Genomic DNA, 21,618 nt, shown 5'->3' on the forward strand with positions numbered 1-21,618 from the left:
CGGGAGGGACCGTGGCCATCAACAAGGAATGGCACCGGTCCCATCGCATGCCGCCCAAGGCGACGCGCGAGCAGCGCATCGCCTGGCACGCTGCCCACAAGGCGGCGTGCGGCTGTCGCGACGTTCCGGCGAGCCTGCGGCCCGAAGTCATGAAATTGCTGCGGAGCCGTCGCAAGCCCTAGTCTCAACCCGGGGGCGGGCCGCGCAATGATGACCATCGTCAAGTGGATCGCCATCGTGCTCGTGACCGTCTATTGCGCCGGTCTCGTCGTGCTGTATGTCCGCCAGCGCGAGATGCTGTTTCCGATCCCGCCCGTCGGCCGCACCGCACCCGACGCTGCGGGCCTTCCCGAGGCGGAAGAGCATGTCCTGACCACGTCTGATGGCGAGCAGGTCATCGTCTGGCACGTGCCGGCCAAGCCCGGTCGTTCGGTGATCCTCTACTTCCACGGCAATGGCGATTTTCTCGCCGGCCGCGTCAGCCGTTTCAAGGCGATGACTGCCGACGGCACCGGCCTCGTTGCGCTGTCCTATCGCGGCTATGGCGGCTCGAGCGGGATGCCGAGCGAGCAGGGCCTGCTGCGCGACGCTGCAGCGGCCTACGCGTTCACCACCGCGCGTTATGCGGCGGAACGAATCGTCGTCTGGGGCTTTTCGCTCGGGACGGGCGTCGCGGTCGCGCTCGCCTCGGAGCAGCGCATTGGAAAACTCATCCTGGAGGCGCCCTATACGTCGACAGCCGACATTGCGGGGTTATCGTTCTGGTTCGTTCCGGTCCGCCTTCTGATGCGCGACCCGTTCCATTCGGACCAGCGCATGTCGCGCGTCACGGTGCCGCTGCTCGTCATGCATGGCACCAATGACCTTGCCATTTCGATCGTCTTCGGAGAGCGTCTGTTCGCACTCGCCCGCGAGCCCAAGCGGTTCGTTCGCATGGTGGGCGGCGGGCACGACAATCTCGATCAATATGGCGCGATCGAAACGGCGAGAGGCTTCATTGGCGGCTGACGGCTTGGCTCAACGTTACGTTCCTGCGCTCGCCGTCTCCTGCTTGACGTTTCTGCCGCAGAATGCGCTTGCCGCGACCGGGCTCGACGGTGCGGCGATGCGCTGGCCCTATGCGCTGCCGTTTGCCGGCTTGTTGCTGTCGATCGCACTGGGGCCGCTGCTGTGCCCAAAGATCTGGCATCACCACTACGGCAAGATCACTGCTGCCTGGTCGCTGCTGGCGCTCGCCGCGCTCGTCGTCTTCGCCGGCGGCATGGCGACGCTGGCGGCGCTGGTCCATGCCATGCTCGCCGAATATCTCGGCTTCATCGTGCTGCTGTTCGCGCTCTATGTCGTGGCCGGCGGCATCCTCATCACGGGCGACATCAACGGCACGCCGGCGGCGAATGTCGGCATCCTCGCGCTCGGCACGTTCGGGGCGAGCATCGTCGGCACCACGGGTGCCGCGATGATCCTGATCCGCCCCTTGATCCGCGCCAATCGGCTGCGGCGCCACAACGCCCATGTCGTCATCTTCTTCATCATCCTGGTGGCCAATGTCGGCGGCGCGCTGAGCCCGCTCGGCGATCCCCCGCTCTTCGTCGGCTTCCTCCATGGTGTCGACTTCTTCTGGACCACGCAGGCCATCTGGTTGCAGACCGCGCTCGTTGCCGGTCTGTTGCTCGCGATCTTCGCCGTCATCGACGTCTGGCGCTTTCGCAGCGAGCCGCCGCCCGGCGACGCCGAGCCCGCGCGGCCGGTCCGCATCCGCGGCCTCATCAATCTGGTGCTGATCGCGGCCATCGTCGCCAGCCTGCTCGCCTCGGCGATGTGGAAGCCCGGCATCGCGTTCGATGTTCTCGGCACCAGGCTTGATCTGGAGGACCTCGTCCGCAATCTGATGCTGCTGGCCATCGCGGCGCTGTCGGTATGGCTGACACCCGACGAGCACAGGCAAGCCAACGGCTTCACCTGGGAGCCGATCCGCGAGGTCGCAAAGCTGTTCGCGGGCATCTTCGTCGCCATCATCCCGGTCATTGCCATGCTCAATGCCGGCCATCACGGTGCGTTCGCCTGGCTGCTGTCGGCCGTGACGGGGCCGGATGGCACCCCGCGCGAGGTCGCCTATTTCTGGTTCACCGGACTGATGTCGGCATTCCTCGACAATGCGCCGAGCTATCTGTTGTTCTTCGAGCTTGCCGGCGGGGACCCGCACGTGCTGATGCATGAGCTCTCGGGCACGCTCGCCTCGATCTCGATGGGAGCCGTCTACATGGGGGCGCTCACCTATATCGGCAACGCGCCGAACTTCATGGTGAGCAGCATCGCCCGCGAGAACGGCATCGAGATGCCGAGCTTCTTCGGCTATCTCCTGCGCGCGGGCGCCGTGCTGATCCCGCTGTTCCTGTTGCTGACGTTCCTGCCGGTCGCGCCCATCCTGCAGTGGCATTGAATCCGCCGACCGATTTGCTACTGCTCGCTTTCGTAACTGGAGCCGGTGGATGAGCGCCCATGATCCGATGCCCCGGTCGGCCTGGGTCTTTCCGGCGCTGGCCGTGCTGTTGTTCGCAGCCGTCAGCGCGACGGATTACGTGTTCACGCTGTCGTTTGCCGGGCTGGTCTTCGCAATCGTCCTCCTGGTCATCCTGTTCGGCACGGTGTTCGCTGCGGTTCATCATGCCGAGGTGATCGCGGAGCGGGTCGGCGAACCCTATGGCACGCTGGTGCTGACGCTCTCGGTGACCATCATCGAGGTCGCGCTGATCACCACGATCATGCTGGGCGACAAGCCTGCCCCGGCTCTGGCCCGCGACACCGTGTTCGCCGTGGTCATGATCGTCTGCAACGGCCTCGTCGGGCTCTGCATCTTCATCGGCGGGCTGCGCTATCGCGAGCAGGGCTTTCAGCTCTCCGGCGCCAACGTCTATCTCAGCGTCCTGTTCGCGCTCGCGACCATCACGCTGATCTTGCCGAACTACACCACCACCACGCCGGGGCCGGTCTATTCGGCGGTCCAGCTCGGCTTCGTCGACGTGGTCACGCTCGCGCTCTATGCGGTGTTTCTCTACACCCAGACCGTCCTGCACAAGGACTACTTCGTGCACGAACGTGCCGACGGCGAGGGCGGGGCGGCGCACGTGTCGGCGGGGGGCCTCGCGCTCACCGTGGTGCTGCTCCTGGTCTCGCTTCTGGCGGTCGTGCTGCTCGCCAAGAAATTCTCGCTGGTTGTCGATGCCGTGGGCGCCAGGATCGGCGCGCCACCGGCCTTCGCCGGCCTTCTGGTCGCGCTGCTGATCCTGATGCCCGAGGGCGTTGCGGCCGTCGCGGCGGCGCGCAGGAACGACCTCCAGAAGAGCATCAATCTCGCCCTCGGCTCCTCGCTGGCGACCATCGGCCTGACCATTCCAGCCGTCGGCGTCGCCACCTATGCGCTCGACAAGGAGCTCGAGCTCGGCCTCAACGCCCAGGGCAGCGTGCTCTTGTTGCTGACCTTCTTCCTGAGCATGCTGACCTTCGGCACGGGCAGGACCAATGTCCTGTTCGGCCTGGTCCATATGGTGGTATTTGCCGTCTACGTGTTCATGGTTTTCGTGCCCTAGAAGGAGCTCCCAGTGCTTGCCGCCAAGTCCGAGATTCAGGTCGACAACGAAGAGGTCCGGGTGACGGAATGGCGGCTTGCCCCCGGCAGCGCCACCGGCCATCACACCCATGGGATGGACTATGTGATCGTTCCGGTCGCTGCCGGCGAGATGACCATCGTGGCGCCCAATGGCGAACGGTCCAAGGCGCAGCTTGCCGCCGGGAAATCCTATTTCCGCAAGGCCGGCGTCCAGCATGACGTACTTAACGAAACCTCAACTGAGATCGTGTTCCTTGAAATTGAGCTGAAACGCTAGGGGTCGCACCACCGTTTGCCATCGATCCGTCGCAGTTGATCCCTCACAATGCCCTAAAGTTCCCGCATCAGGTCGCGCGGGGAGTGGTCGGAATGCTGAAATACCTCGCAAAAATTTCGATGGATATTTTCCCCTCGGTGCTCGCGACGATCATCGGGGCCTACATCGTAAATCATTACATCAACGCCAAGCCGGCCGCCGACACCCCAGCCGCCGTGACCGCGCCTGCCCAGGCCGGCAGCGACGGCAAGCCGACCGATACCGCCAACCTTCCCGCCCCCGGCGTCAAGGCCAAGGGCATCCCCGAGAAGAGCGTGACGGACAAGGCGGCAGCCGAGAAGCCGGCCGCCGAGACCAAGGCCGCAGACGTGGCTCCCGCTGACACCGCCCTGCGCGGCCGTCCCTCCGCCCGCGACAAGGCCGCGGCGAAATCCGCACCGGCTACTTCTGCTCCCGTGGTCGAGGCCAATTCGGCCCCGACGGCGGCTTCCCCGGCCCCCGACGCCAACGATCTGGCGCGTGCTGCGATCGAGCGCCTGCGCAAGTCGCCTGAGGGCAAGGCTGCCGAGGCTAGGTCATCCGAAGCTAGGCCGTCCGAAGCCAGAGCGTCCGAAACCAAGCCGGCCGAGGCTCGCGCCTCGGATTCCAAGCCGGCCGAGCGGCCGGCAGAGCCTGCGGTGCGGGACGCCGCCCGCACGCCGGAGGCTCCGCGGGTCGTGAATGTGGAGCCGTCTCCGGTTCGTCCGCTGCCGCCGCCGATCAATGTCTCGACGCCGTCACCCGAGGCCTATGGCAATGCGGGCTCCAATCCGCCCTACACGGCCTCGATCGGCAACGACGATCCGAATCGGGTGACGCCGCCCGCCGACATTCCCGTGCCGGTCATCGCGCCGCCGCTGGACCTGCGTGCCGATGCGGGCGCCTCCATGCCGCGGCCGAAGAAGACCAATGTCGCCGACGAGATGCTGTCGGGCATGAAGTCGATGTTCAACGCCGTTCTGCCCAAGAGCGCCACCCCCGACTAGAAGTCCGCTGAGGCTGCGCCAAACGGTCAGCCGCCGACGCGGGCGAGACCGCTGCGGGCCGCTTCATCGCGTGGACGAAGCGCGACCGCCTTGGTGTAGGACGCCGCCGCCTTGGCCTTGTCGCCCAGCCGCTCATAGGCCTGTCCGCGCGCGGTCCAGATCTGGGCGTTGTGCGGATCGGCCTCGGAGGCTTCATCGAGATCGGCTGCGGCCTCCTTCACCTTGCCGAGCGCGAGATAGCTGTTGGCGCGGCCGAGCAGCGGTTCGGCCTTTTGCGGGTTGAGTCCGCTGGCGGCGCTGAAATCGGCGATCGCGAAATCGTGCTGGTTCTTGCCCTGGTAGATCAGAGCGCGGCCATAGAGCGCCTGCGCATTGTAGGGATCGAGGCCGACCGCGCGGTTGAATTCGTCGAGCGCTGCCGCGGTCTCGCCTGACTTCGCCAGGGCTTGGCCCTTCGCGGTATGGGCCTGGGCTTCGGTGACGTTGCCGGCGCTCACCGCGCTCTCGGTGGGCGCAGCGGCCTTGGGCGCTTCCTGCGGCGTGTCCTTCTCCGGCATCAGCGATCCCAGATCGAACGAGCAGCCGCACAGTGCGATTCCCGTCAACGCCACCGCGAGCGGCGGCTGCCAGATCCGGCGCCGTCGCGCAAAGCCGCGCTGAGGGAAAGGGGAGGCCATCTACGGTTCGCTCGCACTAGAGCTTGATCCGACAAGTCCTCAAAACAATAACGCGGGCCTGAGGCCCGCGTCATCGAAAACTGAAGTCTTGCTGAATCGGTTCAGCGCGGTCCGCGCGGGCCCGCACCGGGGCCGCCACGACCGCCGCGATCACCGCCCGGGCCGGCGCCGAACACCGGCTTCGGCTTCATCGGCAGCAGGCCTTCGCGCTGCAGCTTCTTGCGGGCGAGCTTGCGCGCACGGCGCACGGCTTCGGCCTTTTCGCGGGCCTTCTTCTCGGAGGGCTTCTCGTAATGACCGCGGAGCTTCATCTCGCGGAAAATTCCCTCGCGCTGCATCTTCTTCTTCAGCGCCTTGAGGGCTTGATCAACATTGTTATCGCGAACGAGAACCTGCACGCGGCATCCTCTTCAGGTGGATCGGATTTGAATTCTGGTAAGTCAAAGGGGATGGCGAAACGCGCAAGCCCTTAACCTTGAGCGTGCGGATGTATCAGACAAAACCGCAGATGTCCACCGGCCAAGCGAGTTTTCGGGCCAAGTTCGGCCATTAAATGCGGCGAAAATACCTCCATGCGGCCCCGATTTGGGTGGTTTGGCGCCGAGAACGGGGCCGCGCCGGAGCTTCTCCGGAATCTTTGCAATGAGGGGACCACAATGAACATCAAAAAATATGCTGCCGAAGCCATCGGCACCTTCTGGCTGACATTCGCGGGCTGCGGAAGCGCGGTGATCGCCGCCGGCTTCCCGCAGGTCGGAATCGGGCTGGTCGGCGTGTCCCTGGCCTTCGGATTGAGCGTCGTCACCATGGCCTACGCGATCGGCCACATCTCCGGCTGCCATCTCAACCCCGCCGTCACGGTCGGTCTCGCCGCCGGTGGCCGTTTTCCGTCGGGTCAGGTTCTGCCTTACATCGTCGCCCAGGTGGCGGGCGCGATCATTGCCGCCTGGCTGCTCTATGTCATTGCGAGCGGGGCGCCCGGCTTCGACGTCGGCAAGGGCTTTGCCGCCAACGGCTATGAGGCGCATTCGCCCGGCCAGTACAGCATGATCGTGTGCTTCCTCACCGAGGTGGTGATGACCATGATGTTCCTGTTCATCATCATGGGGGCCACCCATGGCCGGGCGCCGGCGGGTTTCGCACCGCTGGCGATCGGGCTCGCGCTGGTGATGATCCATCTCGTCAGCATTCCCGTCACCAACACCTCGGTGAACCCGGCGCGCAGCACCGGCCCGGCGCTGTTCGTCGGCGGCTGGGCGCTGTCGCAGCTCTGGCTGTTCTGGGTCGCGCCGCTGATCGGCGGCGCGCTCGGCGGGGTGATCTATCGCTGGCTCAGCGAGGAGCCCACCGGCGTCGTTGCGGGTGTGAAGACGGCGTAATCACAATCAGCCGGCGGGATTGCAGCCTTTGCTGCGATCCCGTCATTTGTCCCGGAGCGGCCTGACTTCGGTCACGTGGCCCATCTTGCGGCCGGGACGGGGCGCGCCCTTGCCGTAGATGTGCACGGTCGCGCCCGGCACGCCCAGCCACTTCTCGTAGTCGTTGATCTCGTCGCCGATCAGGTTGGTCATGGTGACGACGTCGCCGTGGCGCACCGGCTTGCCGAGCGGCCAGCCGGCGATGGCGCGGATGTGCTGCTCGAACTGCGAGACGGAGGCGCCGTCGAGCGTCCAGTGGCCGGAATTGTGCACGCGCGGCGCGATCTCGTTCACCAGCACCTTCGGCCCGGTGCCGTTGGCGAGCACGAACATCTCCACCGCGAGCACGCCGACATAGTCGAGCGCCGTTGCGATCTTGCTCGCGACGTTGCGCGCCTCGTCCGCGAGCGCGTCCGGGATCGGAGCCGGCGCGCGCGATATCTTCAGGATGTGGTCGCGGTGCTCGTTTTCGGTGACGTCGAAACACTCGACCTCACCCGTGGCCGCACGCGCGGCGATCACGGAGATCTCGCGCTCGTAGGGCACGAAGGCTTCCAGGATCGCCGATTTGGTGGCGAGGCTGGTCCACACTTTCGCGATGTCGTCGCCCTCGCGGATGATGGCCTGGCCCTTGCCGTCATAGCCGAAGCGGCGGGTTTTCAGCACGGCCGGAAGGCCGATCCTGGCGATCGCCTCGCGCAGCGAGGAGACGGAGGTGACGTCGGCATAGGCGGCAGTGCCGATGCCGAGCCGCGTCACGAAATCCTTCTCGGCGAGCCGGTCCTGGGTGGTCTCGAGAATCTTGCGGTTGGGCAGCACTGGGCGGCGCGCGTCCAGCACCAACGCGGCTGCCGCCGGCACGTTCTCGAATTCGTAGGTGATGACGTCGACATCGTGCGCGAACAATTCGAGCGCCTCGACGTCGGCATATTCGGCGCAGGTCGCGTTCAGCACGACGTCGAAGGCCGGCGAATCCGGGTCGGGCGAGAACACCTGGCAGCGCAGGCCGAGCCGCGCCGCCGCCATCGCCAGCATCCGGCCCAATTGTCCGCCGCCGAGGATTCCGATGGTGTCACCGGGCTTCAGCTTCACGTGCCTGGTGTCCGTCACGCCTTGTCCTCCGGGCGCTCGGCGACCGCCTCGGTCTGCGCCTTGCGCCAGGCGGCGAGGCGATCCGACAGCGCCGGGTCGGACAATGCCAGCACGGCGGCCGCCAGCAGCGCGGCATTGATCGCGCCGGCTTTGCCGATGGCGAGGGTGCCGACCGGGATGCCCGCGGGCATCTGCACGATCGAATAGAGCGAATCGATGCCCTTGAGCGTCCTGGATTCGACGGGAACGCCGAACACCGGGAGTTCCGTCAGCGCCGCCGTCATGCCGGGCAGATGGGCCGCGCCACCGGCCCCGGCGATGATGACCTTGTAACCCGCGTCCTTGGCGCCCTTGGCGAAAGCGAACAGCCGGTCGGGCGTGCGGTGGGCCGAGACGATGCGGCTGTCGGCTGCAATGCCGAGCGCGTCAAGCGTCTCGGCGGCGTGCCGCATCGTGTCCCAGTCCGACTGGCTTCCCATGATGATGGCGATTGGCGCGGTCATGACGTCAATTGTGCCCAGAAAAACAGAAAGATAGGCCAGACTAACGATTCCGGCCGGCGGCTCGCAAGGCGGTGGCAAGGAGAAGGGAATCCACTATCCTGTCTTGGTGAATCCCCGCAAGCCTTCATTGAGCAGGATGCCCATGAAGAAACCAAAAAGGGCGAGCTCTGCGAAGGCCAGAAAGGTCCGGACCACCAGCGCCGGCCGATCCAAAGCCGTTTCAAGCCGCGCGGCCAAACCGGCCTTGCGCGGAGCGCCGGCTGCCGACGACAGCAAGGCGACCATCCGCGGCCTCAGGAGCAAGCTTAAGGCAGCCCTGCTGCGGATCTCGGAACTCGAGGCGGCCGCCGACACCGATTTCCTGCTCGAGATCCCCAACCGGCGCGGTTTCGAGCGAGAGCTCGCGCGCGCCATCGCCTATATGAAGCGCTACCGCGCCAGCGGGGCGCTAATCGTGCTCGACGTCGATCGGCTGAAGCCGATCAACGATTCCTTCGGTCATGCCGCCGGCGACGAGGTGCTCAAGGCGATTGTCGCCACGCTGACGCGACAGGTCCGCGCCTCCGACGTGGTCGGCCGCCTCGGCGGCGACGAGTTCGCGCTGCTGCTCTGGAATCTCAGCGAGACCGATGCCAAGGCGAAGGCCGCGGCCTTGGAGCAGGCGATCGACGAATTGTCCTTCGTGTTTCGCGGCCAGCACGTGACCGCGGGCGCCTCGGCGGGCGTCGCCCTGCTCGGTCCGCACTCCGATGCAGGCCGCGCCCTGGAGGAGGCGGATGCCGCCATGTATGTGCGCAAGGCGCACCGCCGGCACGAGCCGCAGATCAGGCTGGTCGGCAGCGAGCGCTAGCCTAGAGCGTCGCAAGATCTTCCGGCACGTTGCCGAATTTGCGCAGCAGCGTCGCGTCGCCGAACTCGCCGGTCATGGGATCGCCGCTGCGGCTGAATGCGACCGCGCCGATATGGCCGGCGCCGCGCGCCAGAATCTCCGCGCGTCGTAGCGCCGCCGTCGAGGATTGACATTCCTCTGCCGCGCCGGCGACGGGTGATCCGTCGTCATCGATCAAAAAGGGCATTGCAACGTAATAGGTCACATCCGACATGGCGTTGCTCCAATGTTGAAAATCAGGCGGCGCTGCTCTTGCTCCGCATCTTGCTGCGCGAGGTCTCCGGAATGCAGCCGGCGGAAATCGCCGCCTGCAATTCCTCCAGCTCGGCTTCCAGATATTCGTTGGCCATGATCAGCGCCTTGATGGTGCTGCGCAGATTGCCGTCGCACATCGCGATCGCCTGATCGCAGGCCTGTTCATAATGGCTGTTGTCGAGAAGGGCGGTCGCCGACATCTGCGTTGTCCTCGTGTGTTGTGCTTGAGCGTTCTCTGAGGTGTTGTGCGCCCGCGAATGTTCCTCTTTTGTTCTTGTTGAGTCAAGCGGATTCGGAAGCGGCAGGCGCCGCGCAAGACCGACTCAGGCTCAGGCGATGATGTCGGGGGTAATCTGGTCTTCGATGAACGCGATGCGGTCGCGCAACAACAGCTTGCGCTTCTTCAGGCGCTGTAACCGCAACAGGTCGGGGGCGGGCGATTGATGCAACGCATCGATCGCCGCATCGAGATCTCGGTGTTCCTGCTGCAACCGGGTGAGCTCGGCTTCGAGCTCACGCTCATCTTCATTGGTCATGTCTGCGGTGGCCGAAAACCGATAGGCGTGAGATCTGGGCTGTGGATGCCCTGTGGAAATTATCGTCCTTGCGCCGCGTGATCGCAAGCGATCTGCGATCCCTCGTCGCCGATCTCCCGCAACATATTTCTGCGAGGAGCTGCGGCGTTGCGCCGGCGCATTGATATCATGGATTTTTCCGGCGCGGTTCCCCTTAGTCACGCTTCGTTACATATGAACTTTCAAAAATGACGCTGCGGCGACGGATACCCATCGACAGGACGAATCGGTGATGTAGACTTGGTCGTCCGGATCGAATCCTGAGGTTCAACCCTACCGAGGAGGTTTCGAATGACAATTCAGGCACATCTCGTTGAATTGGAACGGAAGCACAAACTTCTCGAAAACGAATTGCACGAAGCTCTCGTGCACCTTTCAACAGACGACCTGCAAATTGTTGAGTTGAAGCGCCGGAAGTTGATGGTCAAGGACCAGATCGAGCGTCTGAAGCAAGGCGATACGCTCCACTAGCAACCCCCGTGACAGTGTAGAGTTGATCACATCCTTCACGCAGGGATGAGAGCATTCGTGCTCATCCCTGCTGCAAGGTGTGCAGCGTGCAACACGGTTGCGCGGCGCCCGCTTCTGCGTGGACGCGTGGTCTCGACGCGCGCACCTATCCGCTTCTCGAAACGCTCTAGATGTCTGCGAGCTCGGCGACGTGATCGGCGATCGCAAGTGAGGACGTCAGTCCCGGCGATTCGATACCGAATAGATTGATCAAGCCTGCAACGCCGTGATCGCGCGGGCCCTGCATCAAGAAATCCTGCGTGGCCACAGCCGGGGGCACGATCTTCGGGCGGATGCCCGAATAGCTCGGCATCAGCGCGCCGTCAGGCAGCGTCGGCCAGTATTTGCGGATCGCGGGATAGAACCGCTCGGCGCGTGAGGGATCGACCTCGTAATTGATCGTCTCGATCCATTCGACGTCAGGCCCGAAGCGCGCCTGCCCTGCCATGTCCAACGTCAGGTGCACCCCCAAGCCGCCGGGCTCGGGCACAGGATAGATCAGGCGCGAGAACGGCGCCTTGGCGTTGCAGCTGAAGTAGTTTCCCTTGGCGAGATAGGCCGGTGGAATCCGGTCCAGCGGCATGCCGTCGATGCTGCGCGCCACATGCGTTGCCGACAGCCCGGCGGCGTTGACGAGGAGGCTGCATTGCAGCGTCATCGGTGCCTCGCCGCCGGCATCGATCTCGATCAGGCCCGCCGCCGCCTTGGCACGGATCAGGGGGGTGTGGAAGGCGAAAGCCGCGCCGGCGTCCTCGGCTTCGCCGCGCAGCGAGAGCATGTAGGCGTGGCTGTCGATGATGCCCGTCGACGGTGACAGCAGCGCGGCGTCGCAGGCGAGCGCCGGCTCCAGCGTGCGTGCGGCCTCGCCCGAGAGCAGCTGCATGTCGAGCACGCCGTTGGCCTCGGCATGCGCCTTGATCGATTGCAGCTTCTCGGTCTCCTTCGGGCTGGTTGCGACGATCAGCTTGCCGCAATTCTTGTGCGGGATGCCGCGCTCGGCGCAGTAGCGGTAGAGCGCGTGCTTGCCGGCCACGCACATGAGCGCCATCCAGCTCCCGGCCCGGTAGTAGATGCCGGCATGGATCACCTCGCTGTTTCGCGAGGAGGTGACGGTGCCGATCGCCTCGGCTTCCTCGAGCACGATCACCTCGCGCCCGGCCTGGGCGAGCTTTCGGGCCACCGCGAGACCGACCACGCCGGCTCCGATGACGACGCAGTCGACCCTATCCATGGTTGTGCAGGATACCAGGTGGAAGCACCGGTGGCGTATGGCGCTGGAACGGCGACGCAGGCGGGGCTTCCGTTAAGAAGGTATTTATCATGTCAGGGCAATTGCCGTATGTAACGTCACATTATTCTGTTGTTCCCTCAGGCGTTTACCCGATCCAAACCCGCGAAGCCAGACAATCCGACGTTGAAATCGCGGGTGGCTGATGGCTGAGAAGAACTGGCACGTGGGCAGCACGCTTTCGATTGCTGTGCAGGCCCTCCTATGCCTGGCCGGCACGGGCGCGCCTGCGCGCGCCTTTGCGGCATCGGACAGCTTTGCCGTTCAGGGCCATCTCTCCAGGCTTGATCCCGGCGTGATCTGGGAAGCCCTGATCGCCGGCATCGTGGTCTGCGCGTTCCTCGCCGCGATCGGGCTGTGGATCCATTCCGCTGTGCGCCGGTCCAGGCGTTTGCAGCTGCGGCGCAACGCCTTCATCTCCTCCGCGATGAACAATCTCAACCAGGGCGTGGTGATGACGGATGCGCAGCGCCGCATCATCTTCTGCAACGACCGCTATCTCGAGATTTATGGCCTGACGCGATCCGACCTCCGGCCCAATATGACCGGCTACGACATCCTGAGGCTGCGCCGCGAGCGCGGAGTCCTCGGCGTCAACGATAACGAATTTTACGAGAAGGCATCAAGCGCCAACGGCCTGATCACGGAGCTGCCCGACGGACGGTCTATCCTGGTGAAATATTTCGTGCTGCCGAACGGCGGCTCGGTGGCGACCCATCTCGACGTCAGCGAGGAGCGCAGGCTGTCGCGGCAGCTCGCCTCCACCAAGCAGTTCCTGGAGACGGTGCTGGACCATGTGCCGGCCTGCGTGGCGGCCAAGAACATCGAGGACGGCTGCTACATCTTCGCCAACAGCGCCTATGAGAAGTTCTGGGGATTGTCGCGGGACTTCGCCGTCGGCAGGAATGCGCGGGAGCTGTTTGCATCGTCTTCGGCGGCGAGCATCGAGGCGGCCGACCAGGCGGCACTCAATTCGCCGGATGGCCAGTACCGCAACGAGTTCGACGTGGATCGTGCCGGTGCGCAGCGCACGGTCGCCTCGATCCGGATCGTGGTCCGCAACGAGAGCAATAAGCCCGAATTTCTGCTCATCGTGTTCGAGGACATCACCGACCGCCGCTCGCTGTCGGAGGAGCTGGAGAGCACCAAGAAGTTCCTCGAGCTCGTGGTCGACAACATCCCGGTTGCGCTGATCGTGGAGCAGGTCAAGGACGGCCGCTATCTTCTCGCCAACCGCAGCGCCGAGACGATCCTCAACCGCAGGCGCGAGGAAGCCACCGGCCTGACCGCGTCCGACATCTTCAACGCCAAGGAAGCCAAGCTGATCGTCGCGCGCGACGAGGCCGCGATCAAGAAGCGCGGGATGATCACTGAGGAGCATCCGATCAGCACCAAGAACGGCCTGCGGCTGTTCCTGACCCGCCGCGCCACCGTGCTCGGCGAGGCCGGCGAGCCGCAATATCTGATCAAGACCCACGAGGACGTCACCGACCGCCGGCAGACCGAGTCGCGCATGGCGCACATGGCCTATCACGACGGCCTCACCGATCTGCCGAATCGCGCCGCCTTCCTGCAGGCGCTGACCCAGATGATCGAGGCTTGCGAGGGCACCGGTGAGGAGTTCGCCGTGCTCTGCGTCGATCTCGACGGCCTCAAGGAGGTCAACGACGTCTTCGGCCATGCGCTCGGCGACAAGCTCCTGATCGAGGTCGCCCACCGGCTCCAGGACTCCGCGCGCGGCGGCGTGGTGGCGCGTCTGTCCGGGGACGAGTTCGGCCTGATCATCGACGGCAAGCAGCCCGAGGCCGGCCTCGCGCTGGCGCAGCAGATCGGCGAAGCCGTCGCGAAGGATTTTCAGATCGACGGCCGTCCGGTCCGCGCCGGCATCACCACGGGCATGTCGGTGTTCCCCCACAATGGCGCCGATGGCGCCTCGCTGCTCGCCAATGCCGGTGCGGCGCTGTTCCGCGCCAAGCAGAAGTCGCGCGGCACGATCAGCCTCTACCAGCCCGAGATGGACCAGCAGATCCGTGACCGCCGCGTGCTGCACCAGGACCTCTCCATGGCGGTCAAGAACGGCGAGCTCGCGCTCGCCTTCCAGCCGCAGGGGGCCGCGGGCCACAGCGTCGCCGAGAGCGAGATCATCGGCTTCGAAGCGCTGGCGCGCTGGCAGCATCCGGTGCGCGGCCAGGTTTCGCCGGCCGAATTCATTCCCATCGCCGAGGAGAGCGGCCTCATCGTCGAGATGGGCGAGTGGATCCTGCGCGAGGCCTGCCGCGAGGCGGCGTCCTGGCCGAAGCCGCTGCAGGTCGCGGTCAATCTGTCGCCGGCGCAGTTCATGCACGGCGACGTGGTCGGCCTCGTCCATTCGATCCTGATCGAGACGGGCCTTGCACCCGGCCGGCTCGAGCTCGAGATCACCGAAGGCGTGTTGATCGAGGACTTCGACCGCGGCCTTGCGCTGCTGCGCCGCCTGAAGGCGCTCGGCGTGCGCATCTCCATGGACGATTTCGGCAGCGGCTATTCCTCGCTGAGCTACCTCCAGGCGTTCCCGTTCGACAAGATCAAGATCGACCGCGCCTTCATCATCAACCTCGGCCGCAACCCGCAATCCGCGGCGATCGTGCGCGCCGTTATCGACCTCGGCCACGGCCTCGAAATGTCGATCATCGCCGAGGGCGTCGAGACGGTCGACCAGCTCGCCTTCCTCGCCAAGGAGGGCTGCGACGGCGTGCAGGGCTACCTGCTCGGCAAGCCGCTGCCGATCGGGAAATATGCCGGCCTCGTCGGCCGCGACGAAGCGATGGAGCTTGCGCTGAAGACCGGTTAGCGCGTTTTCCAGCGAAGTGGACACCGGTTCGCGTCAAGAAACGCGTCAGAATATGAGTCTAGAGCCACCGTTCCGATTTCATCGGAACGGAAATGGCTCTAGTGATGGGAGTGCTTCGCTCCCATTCGACGGCTTCATGGCGGACTACGACCTCGCGATCATCGGCGGCGGCCTGAACGGCGTCAGCCTCGCCCGCGATGCGGCGGGCCGCGGCCTGCGGGTGGTCCTGTTCGAGCAGGGCGATCTCGGCGGCGCGGCGTCGTCAGCCACACCGCGGCTGATCCACGGCGATCTCTCGGTGCTGGAGCGCCGCGGCTTCTGGCGGGTGCGCCGGGCACTGGCCGAGCGCCGGACCTGGCTCCGGATCGCGCCGCATCTGGTCCGGCCGATACGTTTCGTGATTCCTGCGCATGCGGACGAGCGTCCACCCTGGCTGCTGCGCGCCGGCCTGTTCCTCTATGACGGCCTCGCCGGCCGCAGCGGCCTGCCCGCGTCGGCGACCCTCGACATCAGCCATCACCCGGTCGGCAATGCGCTGAAGCGCCCATTCGGCACGGCGTTCGAATATTCGGACTGTGTCGTCGACGATTCCCGCCTTGTCGTGGTCACGGCGCTGGGCGCCGCCGAACGTGGCGCGGCGATCCGGACCGGGGCACGCTGCGTGCGTGCCGACAGAACCGACATCTGGCGGCTCGCCGTGGTCGATCGCGGCCATCGCCGCTCCATCACGGCCAGGGCGCTGGCCAATGCCAGTGGCGGCTGGACCTCGATCGTCGCGGAGACGGTCCTGCGCCAGCCGCAGCCCGCCGTGACAGCCATGCAGATGAGCCAGATCATCGTGCCCAGGCTGTTCGATTCAGACAACGTCTACGTGTTCCAGAACAGCGACGGCCGGCTGATCTTCGCAAGCCCGTTCGAGCGCGCGTTCACGCTGATCGGCACGGTCACGCATGACTTCACCGGCGATCCCGCCATCGTGGCGATGCGAGGAGCTGACGTCGGTTATCTCTGCGAAGCGGCGAGCCGCTACTTTCGCGAGCGCGTCGTCCCGACCGACGTGGTCAGGACGGTCTCCGGCGTCAATTTGAGGCCGGCGTTCGCGCGGCAACGCGAGGGCACGACCCTGTTCCACGCGCGCCGGCGCAAGGCGCCGCTGATCACGATGTTCGGCGGCGACGTCACCACCTCGCGCCGGCGCGCCGAGCGGGCGGTGACGACGCTGACGCCGTTCTATCCGATGTCGCCGCCCTGGACCGCCGGCGCAGCGCTGCCAGGTGGAGATTTCGCCTGGGACCGTTTCGACACCGAGGTCGACCTCGCACGCGAGCGCTGGCGCTTTCTGTCGGAGCCGGAGGCCCAGCGCCTCGTCGCAGCCTACGGCTCGCGATTGTCGGCCGTGCTCGGTGAAGCAAGGACACGTGAAGAGCTTGGCCCGGCCTTCGGCCCCGAACTGACCGGCGCCGAAGTGCGCTACCTCATGAGCCGCGAATGGGCGCGTTTTCCGGATGACGTTCTGTGGCGCCGTTCCAAGCTGGGCCTGACAATGCCCGCGGCGGACCGTGAGGCGCTGGCGGCGTTCATGGCGGATCTGAGCCCGTCACTGGCGTAGCCCGGATGGAGCAAAGCGCAATCCGGGAAAATCTCTGCGCCGATGAACCGCCCCGGATTACGCTTCGCTCGATCCGGGCTACGGCGGCGGGATGTAAGTTATCCTCGAACCGGTTGAGCTAGAGACGATCGGCCGCTAGCGTGCGGCGGAATCGGGGTTGGCAGGGACCATGGCGGAAGAATTGCCCGGGATGAGGGTTGCGGCTGAAGCGGCTGGCGAAGATGCATGTCCGGCAGCCGGCCAGCCGCTGCTGCGCATCGAGGGCGTCGCCAAGACCTTTGGCACGTTTCGCGCCGTCGACGGCGTGTCGCTCGATATCAAGGCCGGCGAGTTCTTCGCGCTGCTGGGGCCGAGCGGCTGCGGCAAGACCACGCTCTTGCGCATGCTCGCGGGCTTCGAGGCGCCGGACGAGGGACGCATCCTGCTCGGTGGCAAGGACATCGCGCAGGCGCTGCCGCATGAGCGCCCGATCAACATGATGTTCCAGAGCTATGCGCTGTTCCCGCATCTGTCGGTGCGCGACAACATCGCTTTCGGACTGAAGCGCGCCGGCATGGCGCGTGCCGACATCGCCACGCGCGTGGCGGAGATGGTCGCGCTGGTCAAGCTCGAAGGATTGGAAAAACGCAAGCCGGACCAGCTGTCCGGCGGTCAGCGCCAGCGCGTGGCGCTGGCCCGCGCCCTGGCGCGCCGGCCCCAGCTCCTGCTGCTCGACGAGCCGCTCGCAGCGCTCGACAAGAAGCTGCGCGAAAACACGCAAGCCGAGCTGATGGAGCTGCAGCGGCGGCTCGGCATGACCTTCATCATCGTCACCCACGACCAGGAGGAGGCGATGACGATGGCGAGCCGCATCGGCGTGATGAAATCAGGCAAGCTTGCCCAGGTCGCGAGCCCCCGCGAGCTTTACGAAGCGCCGCGCTCGCGCTGGATCGCCGAGTTCGTCGGCGACATCAATCTGTTCGACGGTGAGACCAAGTTGCGCGATGGCCATCGTCTGGTCATCGGCACCCGCGATGCGGGCGCGCTGGTGGTGGCCGAGCCGCGCGAAGCCGTCGGCACCGGAAGACTGGCGGTCGCGATCCGCCCCGAGAAGGTCAAGCTGTCGCGCCGCGGCCCGGTCAGCGGGGCCGGTCGCGAGACGGCGATCAACATTCTCGACGGCGTGATCGCCGACATCTGCTATCTCGGCGGCACCACCACCTACAAGGTGAAGCTCGACACAGGCGGGACGTTACAGGCGTCGGTCGCCAACAGTGCGCGGCTCGACGTCGATGCCTACAGCCTGAACCAGAACGTCGTCGCCTGGTTCACGCCGGACGATTGCGTGGTGCTGCAATCATGAGCTCGCGCCGCATCTTCGCAAGGCCCGCGCGCTTCGCCGCGATCGCGCCCTATGTCTGGATGGTGCTGTTCTTCCTGGTGCCGTTCGCCTTCGTGCTCAAGATCGCCCTGTCGCAGACCGCGATCGCGCAGCCGCCTTACGAGCCGGTGTTCGACCTGACGGCGGGATGGGACGCGCTCAAGGCGGCGTTCGCAGTGCTTTCTGTCGACAATTTCAAGCTGCTCGGCTCCGACGACATCTATGTTTTCGCCTATGTGCGCAGCCTCACCGTCGCCATCACGGCCACTGCGCTGCTGCTCCTGATCGGCTATCCCATCGCCTACGGCATGGCGCGGCTGCCGAAACGCTGGCAGGCAGTGGCGATGGTGCTGGTGATCGTGCCGTTCTGGACCTCGTTCCTGATCCGCATCTACGCCTGGATCAACATCCTTCAGCACGACGGCCTGCTGAACCAGATCCTGCTCGCGCTGCATCTGGCCAGCCAACCCGTGGTGTGGCTCTCCACCGACACCGCGATGTATATCGGCATCGTCTATTCCTATCTGCCGTTCATGATCCTGCCGCTCTATGCGACGCTCGCCAAGATGGAGCCGGCGCTGGAGGAGGCGGCCTCCGATCTCGGCGCGCCGCCCTGGCAGGTGTTCTGGCTCGTCACCTTCCCGCTGTCGCTGCCCGGCGTCGGCGCCGGCGTGCTCTTGTGCTTCATCCCGATCGTCGGCGAATTCGTGATTCCTGATCTTCTGGCCGGCTCCAATTCGCTGATGATCGGCCAGACCCTGTGGCTCGAATTCTTCACCAACAAGGACTGGCCGGTTGCCTCAGCTGCCGCGATGGTGCTGCTGGTCGTGCTGCTGGTGCCGCTCTTGCTGTACGAGCGGCTGCAGAAGCGGCAGCTGGAACAGGGACGTTGAGACGATGCGCAAGATCCTTCGTCTCTCCCGCTTCAACATCGCCTCGCTCACGCTGGGGTTGGCGTTCCTTTACCTGCCAATACTCATCCTCATCATCTATTCATTCAACGCCTCGCGCCTGGTGACGGTATGGGGCGGCTGGTCGCTGCGCTGGTATCATGAGTTCTTCAATGATCGCGCCATGATCGAGGCGGCCTGGATGAGCCTGCGGGTTGCGGTCGCCTCCGCGACGATCGCGACGCTGCTCGGCACGCTGGCGGCGGTGGCGCTGTCGCGCGGCGAGAGGTTCCGCGGCCGCACCCTGTTCTCCGGCATGCTCTACGCCCCGCTGGTGATGCCGGAGGTGATCACCGGATTGTCGCTGCTCTTGCTGTTCGTGGCGCTGAACGCCGAGCGCGGTTTCTGGACGGTGACGATCGCTCATACCACGCTGACCATGTGCTTCGTCGCGGTGGTCGTGCAGTCGCGCCTCGGCTCGCTCGATCGCTCGCTGGAGGAGGCGGCGATGGATCTCGGCTGCGATCCCGTCGGTGCGTTCGTTGCCGTGACACTGCCGCTGATCGCGCCGGCGATCGTCGCCGGCTGGATGCTGGCGTTCACGCTGTCGCTCGACGATCTCGTGATCGCGAGCTTCACCACCGGCCCGGGCTCGGCGACCCTGCCGATCCGCATCTATTCGGAGGTGCGGCTCGGCGTGAAGCCCGAGATCAACGCGATCTGCACGCTGGTGATCGCCCTGATCGCGGTCGTCATCGTCATTGCCTCGCTCGCTTCGAAGCTGTCGAGCTCGCAGGGCGAGAGCGCGGCGCCGCTGTAGGGGAGAGCGTCATTCCGGGGCGATGCGAAGCATCGAACTCAGGTGCGCAATTGCACACCTGAGAAACTCGAGCTTCCGGATCTGGTCCTTCGGACCATCCTTGGAATGACAGCCTATTTACGACTTCACCGCGCCCGCCGTGAGCCCGCCCACCATGTAGCGGCGGAAGGCGTAATAGACCGCGGCCGGCGGCAGCGCGTAGATGAAGCCGGTGGTCATCAACAACTCCCACGGCGAATCGTCGGCGGCGAGGAAGTTGCCGAGCGCGACGGGGAGGGTGATCTCGCGGTCGTTCGACAGCAGCAGGAACGCGTAGAGATATTCGTTCCAGGCCAGCAGCACCGCGTAGGTGCCGATCGCGACCAGCGAGGGCATCATCAGCGGCAGGTAGACCAGGCGGAATATCTGCAGCGTGGTGGCACCGTCCATCACCGCGGCTTCATCCAGCTCCACCGGCAGCTTGTCGGAAGCCTGCTTGAGCACCCAGATCGCGTAGGGGCTCGCGATCGTCACCATCGCCAGGATCAGCGACCAGTGATTGTTGAGCAGGCCGTAATTGCCCATGGTGCGATACATCGGCACCGCGAGGAACGCCGCCGGAATGAAATAGGTGAAGAGCGCGAGGTTCAGCACCGCGCGTCCGCCCGGCACCTTCAGCCGCGAGATCGAGAACGCGGCTGCGGTCGCGATGAACAGCGTCAGCACGCCGACGGAGACCGCGATCAGGGTCGAATTCCAGAACTGGACGTAGAAGTCGCGCAGGAAATAGTGCTGCTGCTTGAACACGATTTCGAAGTTGTGCAGCGTCGGATGGTCCGGCCACAGCTTGCCCGAGAACGCGTCCTCCTTCGGAGAGATCGCGAACAGGAACATGTGGTAGATCGGGATCATCGTCCACAGGAAGACGGGAATGCCGATCAGCAGCAGCCGCGCTTCCGTCGCGACGTCACGGAGAGAGGGAAGCTTCATCGCGACAACCGTTTCATCATGAAGTAAACGAGCGGCAGGACGAACGGCATCGCGCAGACGATGGATGCCATCGCGAGCGAGAGCTGGTCGAGCCGGAGATAGCGGATGCCGAGCGTCGCCAGCACGTGCGTGAGGTCGGCAGGTCCGCCGCCGGTGAGCAAATAGACGCTGTTGAAATCGCCCAGCGTCCAGATCATCGAGAGCAGCGTGCAGGTGACGTAGAGCGTCTGCATCGACGGCCAGGTGATGTAGCGGAATTTCTGCCACCAGCTCGCGCCGTCGACCTCGGCGGCCTCGAACAGATCGTGCGGGATCGCGAGACGGCCGGTGATCAGGATCAGGGTCCAGAACGGCAGGGACTTCCAGATGTGAACGCCGATTGCCATGCTGAGCGCCACGGTCGGGTCGTTCAGCCAGTTCGGACCGTCATCGCCGGTGAAAGAGAAGATGAGGTGGTTGACCACGCCCCATTCGGGGTTGAGCATGAATCGCACCGACAGGATGGTCGGGATAGACGGCACCGCCCACGGCAGGATGAAGATCACCGAAAGCCATCTGATCCAGGTGCGCTGCTGCGCGAAGAAGCCGGACAGGAACAACGCGATCAGCATTTTGACGTTGATGCCGATGACCAGGAAGATCAGCGTGTTGATCGCGGCGCGCGCGAAGATCGGGTCGTTGTACAGCGCGACATAGTTCGACGGGGCCCGCGCCAGCCACAGCCCGTAGCAGACGGGATAGACGACGAAGGCAAGGAAGACCAGCATATAGGGCGCGAGCAGGATGATGCCCCAGACCTGCGCCGGGGTCAGCCGCGACGACAGGGGCGGGCCGGGAATTGCCTGATCGCCAGAGAGCGTGATCGCCATTCTTTCGAAACTCTTCTCAAATCTAAAACCTCTCCCCGCTTGCGGGGAGAGGTCGGATTGCCCCCGGCGATGCGAAGCATCGTCCGGCGCAATCCGGGTGAGGGGGACGGGACTCACGGCGCGCACAACCCGCCGATAGAGCCCCTCACCCCGAC

General features: G+C 65.2%; 24 protein-coding genes. 14 read left to right on the top strand and 10 right to left on the bottom strand.

The annotated features are described in order from the left end of the window. The first annotated feature begins 11 nt into the window (after positions 1-11). The 6 genes from N2604_RS09430 (at position 12) to N2604_RS09455 (ending at position 4,909) form a co-directional block, all read left to right on the top strand. A complete protein-coding gene (locus N2604_RS09430) occupies positions 12-182 on the top strand; it encodes a hypothetical protein (protein WP_260374457.1) in 171 nt (56 codons plus the stop codon). Between the two features lie 28 nt (positions 183-210). Beyond that, positions 211-1,008, top strand: coding sequence for an alpha/beta hydrolase (locus N2604_RS09435; RefSeq protein WP_260376191.1), 798 nt, complete (start codon positions 211-213; stop codon positions 1,006-1,008). Further along, positions 968-2,440, top strand: a complete 1,473-nt coding sequence (locus tag N2604_RS09440; RefSeq protein WP_409241692.1) for a sodium:proton antiporter — start codon at positions 968-970, stop codon at positions 2,438-2,440. The genes N2604_RS09435 and N2604_RS09440 overlap by 41 nt, the downstream gene beginning before the upstream one ends. Before the next feature lie 49 nt (positions 2,441-2,489). Further along, positions 2,490-3,587, top strand: coding sequence for a calcium:proton antiporter (locus N2604_RS09445; RefSeq protein WP_260374459.1), 1,098 nt, complete (start codon positions 2,490-2,492; stop codon positions 3,585-3,587). Between the two features lie 12 nt (positions 3,588-3,599). Further along, positions 3,600-3,884 carry a cupin domain-containing protein gene (locus tag N2604_RS09450; protein ID WP_260374460.1) on the top strand — a complete coding sequence of 95 codons (285 nt, stop codon included), beginning with the start codon at positions 3,600-3,602 and terminating at the stop codon, positions 3,882-3,884. Positions 3,885-3,976: 92 nt separating this feature from the next. After that, positions 3,977-4,909, top strand: a complete 933-nt coding sequence (locus tag N2604_RS09455; RefSeq protein WP_260374461.1) for a hypothetical protein — start codon at positions 3,977-3,979, stop codon at positions 4,907-4,909. A gap of 26 nt (positions 4,910-4,935) precedes the next feature. Here the strand turns inward: N2604_RS09455 and N2604_RS09460 are convergent, their stop codons facing one another. Together N2604_RS09460 and rpsU are read right to left on the bottom strand one after the other, a co-directional pair. Beyond that, positions 4,936-5,586, bottom strand: a complete 651-nt coding sequence (locus tag N2604_RS09460) for a tetratricopeptide repeat protein (protein ID WP_260374462.1) — start codon at positions 5,584-5,586, stop codon at positions 4,936-4,938. 101 nt (positions 5,587-5,687) lie between these two features. Next, the gene (gene rpsU / locus N2604_RS09465) at positions 5,688-5,984 is read right to left on the bottom strand and encodes a 30S ribosomal protein S21 (protein ID WP_008546194.1); all 297 of its coding nucleotides are present in this window, start codon (positions 5,982-5,984) and stop codon (positions 5,688-5,690) included. Positions 5,985-6,242: 258 nt separating this feature from the next. Between rpsU and aqpZ the strand changes: the two genes are divergently transcribed. Further along, complete coding sequence (gene aqpZ, locus N2604_RS09470) at positions 6,243-6,965, top strand: aquaporin Z (RefSeq protein WP_260374463.1); 723 nt, start codon at positions 6,243-6,245, stop codon at positions 6,963-6,965. A 42-nt stretch (positions 6,966-7,007) separates the two neighbouring features. Here aqpZ and N2604_RS09475 read toward each other — a convergent pair whose 3' ends face one another. Further along, positions 7,008-8,114 (bottom strand): 5-(carboxyamino)imidazole ribonucleotide synthase, encoded by a 1,107-nt coding sequence (locus N2604_RS09475; RefSeq protein ID WP_260374464.1) that lies wholly within the window; start codon positions 8,112-8,114, stop codon positions 7,008-7,010. Next, entirely contained in the window at positions 8,111-8,599 is a 489-nt protein-coding gene (gene purE, locus N2604_RS09480; RefSeq protein WP_260374465.1) for a 5-(carboxyamino)imidazole ribonucleotide mutase, read from the bottom strand. The genes N2604_RS09475 and purE overlap by 4 nt, the downstream gene beginning before the upstream one ends. A gap of 142 nt (positions 8,600-8,741) precedes the next feature. On the opposite strand from purE, the gene N2604_RS09485 reads away from it, so the two are divergent. Continuing rightward, a complete protein-coding gene (locus N2604_RS09485; protein ID WP_260374466.1) occupies positions 8,742-9,449 on the top strand; it encodes a GGDEF domain-containing protein in 708 nt (235 codons plus the stop codon). A gap of 1 nt (position 9,450) precedes the next feature. Here N2604_RS09485 and N2604_RS09490 read toward each other — a convergent pair whose 3' ends face one another. From N2604_RS09490 to N2604_RS09500, 3 genes are all read right to left on the bottom strand, one after another. After that, complete coding sequence (locus N2604_RS09490) at positions 9,451-9,702, bottom strand: hypothetical protein (protein ID WP_172784742.1); 252 nt, start codon at positions 9,700-9,702, stop codon at positions 9,451-9,453. 22 nt (positions 9,703-9,724) lie between these two features. After that, entirely contained in the window at positions 9,725-9,943 is a 219-nt protein-coding gene (locus N2604_RS09495) for a hypothetical protein (RefSeq protein WP_007596256.1), read from the bottom strand. 129 nt (positions 9,944-10,072) lie between these two features. After that, positions 10,073-10,279: a YdcH family protein gene (locus tag N2604_RS09500; protein WP_008546179.1), complete on the bottom strand. Its 207-nt coding sequence runs from the start codon at positions 10,277-10,279 to the stop codon at positions 10,073-10,075. A 330-nt stretch (positions 10,280-10,609) separates the two neighbouring features. Here N2604_RS09500 and N2604_RS09505 point away from each other — a divergent pair, with 330 nt between their 5' ends. Further along, entirely contained in the window at positions 10,610-10,789 is a 180-nt protein-coding gene (locus N2604_RS09505; RefSeq protein WP_025034152.1) for a YdcH family protein, read from the top strand. Positions 10,790-10,955: 166 nt separating this feature from the next. Here the strand turns inward: N2604_RS09505 and N2604_RS09510 are convergent, their stop codons facing one another. Beyond that, the gene (locus N2604_RS09510) at positions 10,956-12,059 is read right to left on the bottom strand and encodes an NAD(P)/FAD-dependent oxidoreductase (protein ID WP_260374467.1); all 1,104 of its coding nucleotides are present in this window, start codon (positions 12,057-12,059) and stop codon (positions 10,956-10,958) included. A gap of 202 nt (positions 12,060-12,261) precedes the next feature. Here N2604_RS09510 and N2604_RS09515 point away from each other — a divergent pair, with 202 nt between their 5' ends. From N2604_RS09515 to N2604_RS09535, 5 genes are all read left to right on the top strand, one after another. After that, complete coding sequence (locus N2604_RS09515) at positions 12,262-14,946, top strand: EAL domain-containing protein (protein ID WP_260374468.1); 2,685 nt, start codon at positions 12,262-12,264, stop codon at positions 14,944-14,946. Between the two features lie 136 nt (positions 14,947-15,082). Continuing rightward, positions 15,083-16,555 carry a glycerol-3-phosphate dehydrogenase gene (locus N2604_RS09520; protein ID WP_260374469.1) on the top strand — a complete coding sequence of 491 codons (1,473 nt, stop codon included), beginning with the start codon at positions 15,083-15,085 and terminating at the stop codon, positions 16,553-16,555. A 169-nt stretch (positions 16,556-16,724) separates the two neighbouring features. Continuing rightward, a complete protein-coding gene (locus tag N2604_RS09525) occupies positions 16,725-17,897 on the top strand; it encodes an ABC transporter ATP-binding protein (RefSeq protein WP_260374470.1) in 1,173 nt (390 codons plus the stop codon). After that, positions 17,894-18,808, top strand: a complete 915-nt coding sequence (locus tag N2604_RS09530; protein ID WP_260374471.1) for an ABC transporter permease — start codon at positions 17,894-17,896, stop codon at positions 18,806-18,808. Before N2604_RS09525 ends, N2604_RS09530 begins: the two co-directional genes overlap by 4 nt. 4 nt (positions 18,809-18,812) lie before the next feature. Further along, positions 18,813-19,625 (top strand): ABC transporter permease, encoded by an 813-nt coding sequence (locus tag N2604_RS09535; protein ID WP_260374472.1) that lies wholly within the window; start codon positions 18,813-18,815, stop codon positions 19,623-19,625. Between the two features lie 117 nt (positions 19,626-19,742). Here the strand turns inward: N2604_RS09535 and N2604_RS09540 are convergent, their stop codons facing one another. Together N2604_RS09540 and N2604_RS09545 are read right to left on the bottom strand one after the other, a co-directional pair. After that, on the bottom strand, positions 19,743-20,594 hold the full coding sequence (locus N2604_RS09540; protein WP_197948207.1) for a carbohydrate ABC transporter permease: 852 nt from the start codon (positions 20,592-20,594) through the stop codon (positions 19,743-19,745). Then, on the bottom strand, positions 20,591-21,463 hold the full coding sequence (locus N2604_RS09545) for a carbohydrate ABC transporter permease (protein ID WP_260374473.1): 873 nt from the start codon (positions 21,461-21,463) through the stop codon (positions 20,591-20,593). Before N2604_RS09545 ends, N2604_RS09540 begins: the two co-directional genes overlap by 4 nt. Between the last annotated feature and the right edge of the window lie 155 nt (positions 21,464-21,618).

Source organism: Bradyrhizobium sp. CB1015 (assembly GCF_025200925.1).
Classification (GTDB): Bacteria; Pseudomonadota; Alphaproteobacteria; order Rhizobiales; family Xanthobacteraceae; genus Bradyrhizobium.

Bases quoted from the DNA above. Each gene is read 5' to 3' on its own strand.
- N2604_RS09435 (WP_260376191.1), top strand. From the start codon at position 211: ATGACCATCGTCAAGTGGATCGCCATCGTGCTCGTGACCGTCTATTGC.
- N2604_RS09440 (WP_409241692.1), top strand. From the start codon at position 968: ATGGCGCGATCGAAACGGCGAGAGGCTTCATTGGCGGCTGACGGCTTG.
- N2604_RS09445 (WP_260374459.1), top strand. From the start codon at position 2,490: ATGAGCGCCCATGATCCGATGCCCCGGTCGGCCTGGGTCTTTCCGGCG.
- N2604_RS09455 (WP_260374461.1), top strand. From the start codon at position 3,977: ATGCTGAAATACCTCGCAAAAATTTCGATGGATATTTTCCCCTCGGTG.
- N2604_RS09460 (WP_260374462.1), bottom strand. From the start codon at position 5,586: ATGGCCTCCCCTTTCCCTCAGCGCGGCTTTGCGCGACGGCGCCGGATC.
- aqpZ (WP_260374463.1), top strand. From the start codon at position 6,243: ATGAACATCAAAAAATATGCTGCCGAAGCCATCGGCACCTTCTGGCTG.
- purE (WP_260374465.1), bottom strand. From the start codon at position 8,599: ATGACCGCGCCAATCGCCATCATCATGGGAAGCCAGTCGGACTGGGAC.
- N2604_RS09485 (WP_260374466.1), top strand. From the start codon at position 8,742: ATGAAGAAACCAAAAAGGGCGAGCTCTGCGAAGGCCAGAAAGGTCCGG.
- N2604_RS09490 (WP_172784742.1), bottom strand. From the start codon at position 9,702: ATGTCGGATGTGACCTATTACGTTGCAATGCCCTTTTTGATCGATGAC.
- N2604_RS09495 (WP_007596256.1), bottom strand. From the start codon at position 9,943: ATGTCGGCGACCGCCCTTCTCGACAACAGCCATTATGAACAGGCCTGC.
- N2604_RS09500 (WP_008546179.1), bottom strand. From the start codon at position 10,279: ATGACCAATGAAGATGAGCGTGAGCTCGAAGCCGAGCTCACCCGGTTG.
- N2604_RS09505 (WP_025034152.1), top strand. From the start codon at position 10,610: ATGACAATTCAGGCACATCTCGTTGAATTGGAACGGAAGCACAAACTT.
- N2604_RS09510 (WP_260374467.1), bottom strand. From the start codon at position 12,059: ATGGATAGGGTCGACTGCGTCGTCATCGGAGCCGGCGTGGTCGGTCTC.
- N2604_RS09515 (WP_260374468.1), top strand. From the start codon at position 12,262: ATGGCTGAGAAGAACTGGCACGTGGGCAGCACGCTTTCGATTGCTGTG.
- N2604_RS09520 (WP_260374469.1), top strand. From the start codon at position 15,083: ATGGCGGACTACGACCTCGCGATCATCGGCGGCGGCCTGAACGGCGTC.
- N2604_RS09525 (WP_260374470.1), top strand. From the start codon at position 16,725: ATGGCGGAAGAATTGCCCGGGATGAGGGTTGCGGCTGAAGCGGCTGGC.
- N2604_RS09530 (WP_260374471.1), top strand. From the start codon at position 17,894: ATGAGCTCGCGCCGCATCTTCGCAAGGCCCGCGCGCTTCGCCGCGATC.
- N2604_RS09535 (WP_260374472.1), top strand. From the start codon at position 18,813: ATGCGCAAGATCCTTCGTCTCTCCCGCTTCAACATCGCCTCGCTCACG.
- N2604_RS09540 (WP_197948207.1), bottom strand. From the start codon at position 20,594: ATGAAGCTTCCCTCTCTCCGTGACGTCGCGACGGAAGCGCGGCTGCTG.
- N2604_RS09545 (WP_260374473.1), bottom strand. From the start codon at position 21,463: ATGGCGATCACGCTCTCTGGCGATCAGGCAATTCCCGGCCCGCCCCTG.